This window comes from Streptomyces sp. NPDC008092 (assembly GCF_042957285.1).
Lineage (GTDB): Bacteria > Actinomycetota > Actinomycetes > Streptomycetales > Streptomycetaceae > Streptomyces.
In genome coordinates, this window is the sequence record NZ_JBIBHY010000023.1 from 128,732 (window position 1) to 135,442 (window position 6,711).

Sequence of the window (6,711 nt, forward strand, 5' to 3'; positions counted from 1 at the left end):
GAGGGGAAGCCCGGACGACCCGCCATGCCCTGCTGACGACCTACGCACGACGCACCACTCAACCTTCTTGCTACTTGCACGTCTTGAACACATTGATCGCGGGGGCAGCGATGAGCACGATCAGCACGACCGGCAGCGGTGCGACGGCGATCACGCTGACCGAGGCCGAACTGGACCGATACATCACACACGAACCGACCCGCAGCTGGCTCTCCGGCCCCGGACTGCCCGACAGCGGCCTGCTGACCTTCGAACCCCTGCGCACCTCCGGCCTGCGCACCCTGGCGGACCTCACGGACGGCCCGACCCGGCTCGCCGAGGAGCTCCGCGACCGCCTGGTGATAGGGGAACTGCTGGCCCCGGTCGGCCTGGACACCGAGTCGATCCTCCTCGACGGCGGCACCGGCGAGATCAGCACGGCCTACCTGATCGACCCCACCGACCCGCGCCCGCTGGCGCCCTCGCTGGAGACGCTGCTCCGGTTCGCCGCGGTCACCGAGGAACTGACGGGCCTGCGCGGCCGTTTCGCCTCCCTCGCCGGGACGCACGGCACGAAGGCGGCGACCGAGGCCTCCCGCCGGCTCCTGGAACTCTTCGAGGAGGGCACGGCCGGCCGCGTCCCGCCGTACTGGAAGGCGACGGCCCTGATCCGCCCCCTCAGCCTGATCGCGGGCCCCGGCACGGACTCCGGGCTGGCCGTCGACCTGCCGGCCCGGCTCCTGGACCAGGAGTTCGGGCAGGGCCGGGTGGCCCGCTTCGAGGAGGTCGACTTCCCGCCCACGCTCACCCACGAGCCGACCCGCCGCTTCCTGCGCGAGAGCGGCCTCCCGGAGGACGCGGTCGTCTTCCACCTCGACCCGGACGCCCCGCTCCCCACCCTCTGGGAGTACTTCACCGACATCCACACCGGCGGCTTCCCCGTGGACGACCTCCCGCCCCACGCCGACCGGCTCATACGCCTCGGCTACCTGGTCGAGGACAACAGCCTCGTCGTGGACGGCACCACGGGCGCCATCCTCAACTTCTCCGAGCCCGAGGCGACCCTCTACCCCCTCAACACGGACATCTCCACGCTCGCCTACACCCTCTGGCTCCTGCACCACGAGCGCACCATCGACGAGCACCTGAACCACGAACTCACCACCGAGGCCTACGACCAGCTCGCCGCGACCATGCTCCACACCCTCGCGGCCATCGACCCCACGCCCGTCACGACGGACGCCGACTGGCACTACTGGACGGAGCTGTTCCAGGACGAGGCCGGCGGAGTGCTGTAGCCGGGAGGCGGGGCGGGCGCCGGGCAGGACCGGTCAGGTCACCAGGCCCTGGCGGTAGGCGTAGACGACGGCCTGGACGCGGTCGCGCAGGCCCAGTTTGGCGAGGATGCGGGAGACGAAGGTCTTGACGGTCTCCGGGCTGAGCACGAGAGCCGCGGCGATCTCGCCGTTGGAGAGGCCGTCCGCGATCAGACGCAGCACCTCCAGCTCGCGCGGGGTCAGCGGAACGCCGTGCGGGGTGCCGCCGTCGGCGGGGCGGATCCGGGCGGCGTAGCGGCCCACGAGCTGCCGGGTCACCTCGGGGTCCAGCAGGGCCGCGCCCGTGGCCACGGTCCGGATGCCGTGCAGCAGCCGGTCCGGCGGCGCGTCCTTGAGCAGGAAGCCGCTGGCGCCGGCGCGCAGGGCCTCGTAGACGTACTCGTCCAGGTTGAACGTCGTCACCACCAGCACCTTCACCGGATGCGGCACCCCGGCACCGGCGAGCAGCCGGGTGGCCTCGATGCCGTCGAGGACCGGCATCCGGACGTCCATCACCACGACGTCCGGGCGCAGCCGGCCGGCGAGGTCGACCGCGGCCCGCCCGTCCCCGCACTCGCCCGCCACCTCCAGGTCGGGCTGGGCGTCGATGATCGTCGCAAGCCCGGTGCGGACCAGCACCTGGTCGTCGCAGACCAGGACCCGGAGCGGCGCCTCGCCGCCACCGGCGGCCGCCGGGCCGGCCGCGCCGGTCATGCCATTCACGCCGGTCATGCCGGGCTCCCCGCGGGTATCCGGGCCCGGACGACGAAGCGGCCGTCGTCCGCGGGCCCGGCGCTGAACTCGCCGCCCAGCACGGCCACGCGCTCCCGGAGACCGGCCAGGCCCCGCCCGCTCCCGCCCGGGGACGCCCCGGCCGGGGACGCCCCGGCCGGGCCTGCCCCGTCCGTGCCGACCTCCACGGTGATCTCCTTCTCGCCGTGCCGCACCCGGACCGAAGTACGGCTGCCATGGGCGTACTTGAGGGCGTTCGTCAGGGACTCCTGCACCACCCGGTAGGCCACCAGGTCGGCGCTGCCCGCCGACGGGGTCGGCGTGCCCTCCTCGGTGAACTCCACCGGCTGCCCGGCCCGGCGGGTCTGCTCCACGAGCGTGAGCAGCCGCCCGGCCGGCGGTGTCCGGCCGCCACCGGTATCGGTGCCGTGGTCGGGATTGAGCAGGTCGAGCAGATGGCGCAGGTCGGAGATGGCCCGCCGCCCGGTGTCGGTGACGGCGGTCAGCGTCCGGTCGAGACGGTCCGGCGCGGCGGTCAGGTACCGGGCCGCCTCCGCCTGCACGACCATCGCCGTCACGTGGTGGGTCACCACGTCGTGCAGCTCGCGGGCGATCCGGGTGCGTTCGGCGGTGCGGGTGTCCTCGGCGACCCGCCGCCGGCGCTCGGCCTCCGCGGCCCGGGTGGAGCGCAGCCACGCCCCGATGCCCCAGGCGAGCACCAGCGCCAGATAGAACGTCACGAACCCGCTCGCCGTCTCGCCCCCCGACCCCAGCCGGTGCAGCGCGACCGCCAACGGCACGTAGGCCACGGAGAGCACCAGCGCGGTGGCCCGCCGGTGCCGTTCCAGATGGGCGCCGGTGCTGATCAGGGCGAGCGGCAGCGCGCTGCCGGCCACCGAGTGGTAGCCGCGCAGCTGGTCGACGGCGAAGCCGAGGGACACCAGCGCCAGCGAGAGGGCCGGCCACCGGCGGCGCCCGGCGAGCGGCAGGCACTCCAGGCCGAGCACCGCGATCGTCAGCGCGTCGAAGGGGCGCGTCGCCAGGTCCCCGACCTGGGTCCCCTTGCCGTGCAGCGCCGGCACGAACGACCCGGCCAGGAGCAGCAGTCCGAGGGGCAGATCCCGGACCGTGACGTCGAGCCGGTGCCACCATCCGGGCGCCCGCCGAGGACTGATCACCGGGGCAGTGTAGCGACGGCGCCGGCCGGGACGTCCCGGCGCCGACGCGGCACCAGGTGCCCCCGCCGCCTGGCCAGCCAGAGGAACGCGAGCGTCACCAGCACCCCGAACAGCACCGAGTACACACTCGCCTCCGGCCCGAACTGCCCGCCGGTGACCAGCTGCGAGCCCGAGGTGGTCGCGTCCAGCAGCCCCTTCTGCGCTCCGCCGCTGCCGGAGACCTCGGTGCCGAAGATGCCGGACTCGGCGAAGTTCCAGCCGAAGTGCAGGCCGATCGGCAGCCAGAGGGTGCGGGTGGCGGCGTACGCGGCGCCGAGCATGCCGCCGGCCTCGATCGCGATGGCGAGGGCGCCCCACACGGTCGCGTCCTTGTTGAGCAGATGCATCATCCCGAACAGTGTCCCGGTCGACACCAGGGCGATCCAGGTCCCGGTGCGCTCCTCGACGATCCGGAACAGCACGCCCCTGAACAGCAGTTCCTCCGTCACGGCGGCCGCGGCCATGAACCCGACCACCCCCACCGCACCCGTCACCGAGCCCGCCCCGTGGACCGAGTAGTCCCCGAGAAAGGCGATGTTCCCGATGACACACGCGAACGTCACCACACCGATGAGCGTCCCCCGCCCGAACGCCGCCCGGGCGCCCTCCCGCCCCACCTCGACGACGGGCCGGTGCTCCGTCCGCCGTACCACCCACCCGTAGACGAGCACCGCGAGCACCGCGGTGAGCAGGCCGAGGACCAGGGTGAGGAACCAGTTTCCCTGCACCGCGGCGACCCCCTGCCCCCCGACGAAGGCGACCGCCGCGACCGCCAGGAGCTGCCAGACCAGCCTCATGATGACTCCCTCACCCGATCCGCGGCCGAGCGCCGCGACTGGCCCGAACGCTACGGATCGGCCGCCCCGCGATCGTCACCGCTGAGTGGACACCTGCCGGTAGCTCGCACGGGGGACAACCCCGGACCGGCCGCCCCCCCCGCCGAGACCGCCGACTCTCATCACTCACCGTCACTCACGGTCACCGTCGGGGATGCGCGGCCGCACACCTCCACCTAACGTCGCAGGTGAGGACCAGTGAGGGAGCGAGGGAGCGGACATGAGCCGGACCAAGCGCAGCAGGACCCGCGGCACGGCCCGCAAGCCGGCGCCGAGGATCTCGTCCCGCATGGTGACGTCACCGACGGCCCCCGCCCCGACGGCACCCGAACGCGGGTCGCCGCAGCCGGCGCCGCCCCGTGAGCACACCTTCCCGCACGGCCCACCGCGCCGGCCCACCCGCATGCGCATATCCGGGACCAACCCGTGGTCAGTCACCGTGATGAGCTTCTTCTTCCTGACGGGCCTGGGCGTCTGCGTCCTCGGCGCCGCGCTCGCCACGTCGGTGCTGCTGGACATCGTGGTCCCCGGCGAGTGGCCGACACCGTGGGAGACGCTGGTCGTCGCCACCGGGGTCGTCGCGCTGGAGATCCTCCTGGGCACCGTGCTGGCCTGCCTGTGCGGCTTCATGTACAACTACACCGCCCGTTTCAGCGGCGGTGTGGAAGTAGCCCTCACCGGCGACCTCACCGACCCACCCCCCGCCGCCCAGGCCCTCCACCTCCTGACCCGACTCCACGCACGAGCCCGGCAACACCTGCCCACCCGGCTCCCGCCCGTCCCCGCCACCGACGAGCACCGTCCCGCCCGACACCGAGCCACCCCTTCCCCACCCGACCCGGAAGCCGACAACGGGCCCCGAGAGCCGTAGCCACCCGGACGACCGAGAACTCTGGGCTGTCCGTTCACTCACTCAGGTGATGTGGATCGATTGCGTGCGCGGGTGGGGAACGTGGTGGCTAGGTTCGCGGCATGTCACGTTTCCGGATGTACCCGACGCCTGTGCAGGCGGAGCAGATGCTCCTGCACTGCGCGCACGCCCGGTACGTCTGGAATCTGGCCGTGGAGCAGCATGCGCACTGGAAGCCGGGCCGCAAGTCGGCGCCCGGTTTTGCGGAGCAGTGCCGTCAGCTCACCGAGGCCCGACGGGACAATGAGTGGCTGGCCGCGGGGAACGCGGACGTGCAGCAGCAGGCCCTGAAGGACTTCGCGCAGGCGAAGAATGCCCGTTTCACCTCAGGCTTCGGTGAGCCGACCTGGCGTAAGAAGCACATGCACGAGGGCTTCCGGGTCATCGGCACCGACCGTGTACTCGAGTACGACGCGGATGGCAGCCCGAAGCTGAACCAGAGGACCGGTAAGCAGGTCATGGGTCGCTCGGTGGTCGTGCGGAAGCTCAACCGGCGGTGGGCGCAGGTCAAGGTCCCCGGCTGCGGCTGGGTCCGCTTCCGCCTTAGCGCCCGGGGCAAGGGCGCGCGGTTTCCCGCTGCGAAGACGTTCCGGGTCACCTATCGCAACGGCCAGTGGCACGCAGCATTCGCGGTCGTTCCCGAGCCGATCCCCGCGCCCGGCATGGGTGAGGTCATCGGTATCGACCGGGGCGTGACCATCACGGCAGCCCTCTCCGACGGGCGCAGGCTGAACTGTCCGCAGCTCACGGGCAGGGAGCGGGCTCAGATCCGCAAGCACGAGCGCCGTGCGGCTCGCGCCCCGAAGGGCAGCGCTCTCAAGGCCACCGCGTACGCGAAGGTCGCCAGACTCAAGGCCCGTGAGGTGAACCGGCGCAAGGACTGGTGCGAGAAGACCAGCACCATGCTCGCCCGCACCTGCGATGTGATCCGGTTCGAGAAGCTGAACATCAAGAACATGACCCGCTCGGCGAAGGGAACCGCGGCGAAGCCCAGCACGAACGTCCGCCAGAAGGCCGGACTGAACCGGGGCATTCTCGCCCAGGGCTGGGGCCTGCTCCGGCAACGTACGGAGCACAAGGCGCCGGGCCGCGTCGAGGACGTCCCCGCGCCTTACACCTCCCTGCGGTGCAGTGCTTGTGGGTGGATCGAGAAGAAGTCGCGCAAGAGCCAAGCCGACTTCGTCTGCGTGTCCTGCGGGTTCAGCTGCAACGCGGATGAGAACGCAAGTATCAACGTCGCGGCAGGACAGGGCGGGATCCCTCGCCCCCGGCGCACAGTCGGTGCCGGAGGGGTGACAACGGCGACCAGCCGTTCGAGCGCCCGTGAACCTCAACCCACCTGGGTTGGAATCTGCCTCTTTTAAAGGGGGAGAGGATGTCAAGTAACTCGCTTTGCAGGTTTGTCCACGCTGGTCAAGCCGGGATCCGGAAGCGTTCGTCGGCGTTCGTACCCGTCCGGAAGCTGCGTCTGTCGGGGGCGGATGAACTCGCTTGTACGGTCACGGACGACGACGAACGAGACGGAAACTGAGACGGCCGTTGTTGCCCGTACAGGGGCTGGGTGCCGTAGGGAGCGCGTTCGCAGGAATCACCCCCTCTGCGGTCACTGAAGGCAAAGGGCTTGCTCTCAGACCGTGTTTGAGATCTGCCGTGTCTCGTTGCTGAGGCGCTCGTTGAGCTCGCGGTGAGCAGTGTTGGGGGTGGGTATCCGTCGGACCTGA

General features: G+C 71.5%; 6 protein-coding genes. 3 read left to right on the forward strand and 3 right to left on the reverse strand.

Features of this window, described 5'->3' with window-relative positions; all coding sequences use genetic code 11:
• Window positions 1-110 precede the first annotated feature (110 nt).
• On the forward strand, window positions 111-1,277 hold the full coding sequence (locus tag ACFZB3_RS46205; RefSeq protein ID WP_391389130.1) for an SUKH-4 family immunity protein: 1,167 nt from the start codon (window positions 111-113) through the stop codon (window positions 1,275-1,277).
• A gap of 33 nt (window positions 1,278-1,310) precedes the next feature.
• On the opposite strand, the gene ACFZB3_RS46210 is transcribed toward ACFZB3_RS46205, so the two are convergent.
• Genes ACFZB3_RS46210 through ACFZB3_RS46220 form a run of 3 tightly spaced genes read right to left on the reverse strand, consistent with a single transcriptional unit; the run spans window position 1,311 to window position 4,041 of the window.
• The gene (locus ACFZB3_RS46210) at window positions 1,311-2,009 is read right to left on the reverse strand and encodes a response regulator (RefSeq protein WP_391389156.1); all 699 of its coding nucleotides are present in this window, start codon (window positions 2,007-2,009) and stop codon (window positions 1,311-1,313) included.
• A 14-nt stretch (window positions 2,010-2,023) separates the two neighbouring features.
• Entirely contained in the window at window positions 2,024-3,205 is a 1,182-nt protein-coding gene (locus tag ACFZB3_RS46215) for a histidine kinase (RefSeq protein WP_391389132.1), read from the reverse strand.
• Window positions 3,202-4,041 carry a type II CAAX prenyl endopeptidase Rce1 family protein gene (locus tag ACFZB3_RS46220; protein WP_391389134.1) on the reverse strand — a complete coding sequence of 280 codons (840 nt, stop codon included), beginning with the start codon at window positions 4,039-4,041 and terminating at the stop codon, window positions 3,202-3,204. The genes ACFZB3_RS46215 and ACFZB3_RS46220 overlap by 4 nt, the downstream gene beginning before the upstream one ends.
• Window positions 4,042-4,300: 259 nt before the next feature.
• On the opposite strand from ACFZB3_RS46220, the gene ACFZB3_RS46225 reads away from it, so the two are divergent.
• Complete coding sequence (locus ACFZB3_RS46225; protein ID WP_391389137.1) at window positions 4,301-4,951, forward strand: DUF3566 domain-containing protein; 651 nt, start codon at window positions 4,301-4,303, stop codon at window positions 4,949-4,951.
• A 101-nt stretch (window positions 4,952-5,052) separates the two neighbouring features.
• Window positions 5,053-6,354 carry an RNA-guided endonuclease TnpB family protein gene (locus ACFZB3_RS46230; protein WP_391389139.1) on the forward strand — a complete coding sequence of 434 codons (1,302 nt, stop codon included), beginning with the start codon at window positions 5,053-5,055 and terminating at the stop codon, window positions 6,352-6,354.
• Window positions 6,355-6,711 lie beyond the last annotated feature (357 nt).

Excerpts from the sequence above, each read along its gene's own strand:
- ACFZB3_RS46205 (WP_391389130.1), top strand. The coding sequence starts at position 111 with ATGAGCACGATCAGCACGACCGGCAGCGGTGCGACGGCGATCACGCTG.
- ACFZB3_RS46210 (WP_391389156.1), bottom strand. The coding sequence starts at position 2,009 with ATGACCGGCGCGGCCGGCCCGGCGGCCGCCGGTGGCGGCGAGGCGCCG.
- ACFZB3_RS46220 (WP_391389134.1), bottom strand. The coding sequence starts at position 4,041 with ATGAGGCTGGTCTGGCAGCTCCTGGCGGTCGCGGCGGTCGCCTTCGTC.
- ACFZB3_RS46225 (WP_391389137.1), top strand. The coding sequence starts at position 4,301 with ATGAGCCGGACCAAGCGCAGCAGGACCCGCGGCACGGCCCGCAAGCCG.
- ACFZB3_RS46230 (WP_391389139.1), top strand. The coding sequence starts at position 5,053 with ATGTCACGTTTCCGGATGTACCCGACGCCTGTGCAGGCGGAGCAGATG.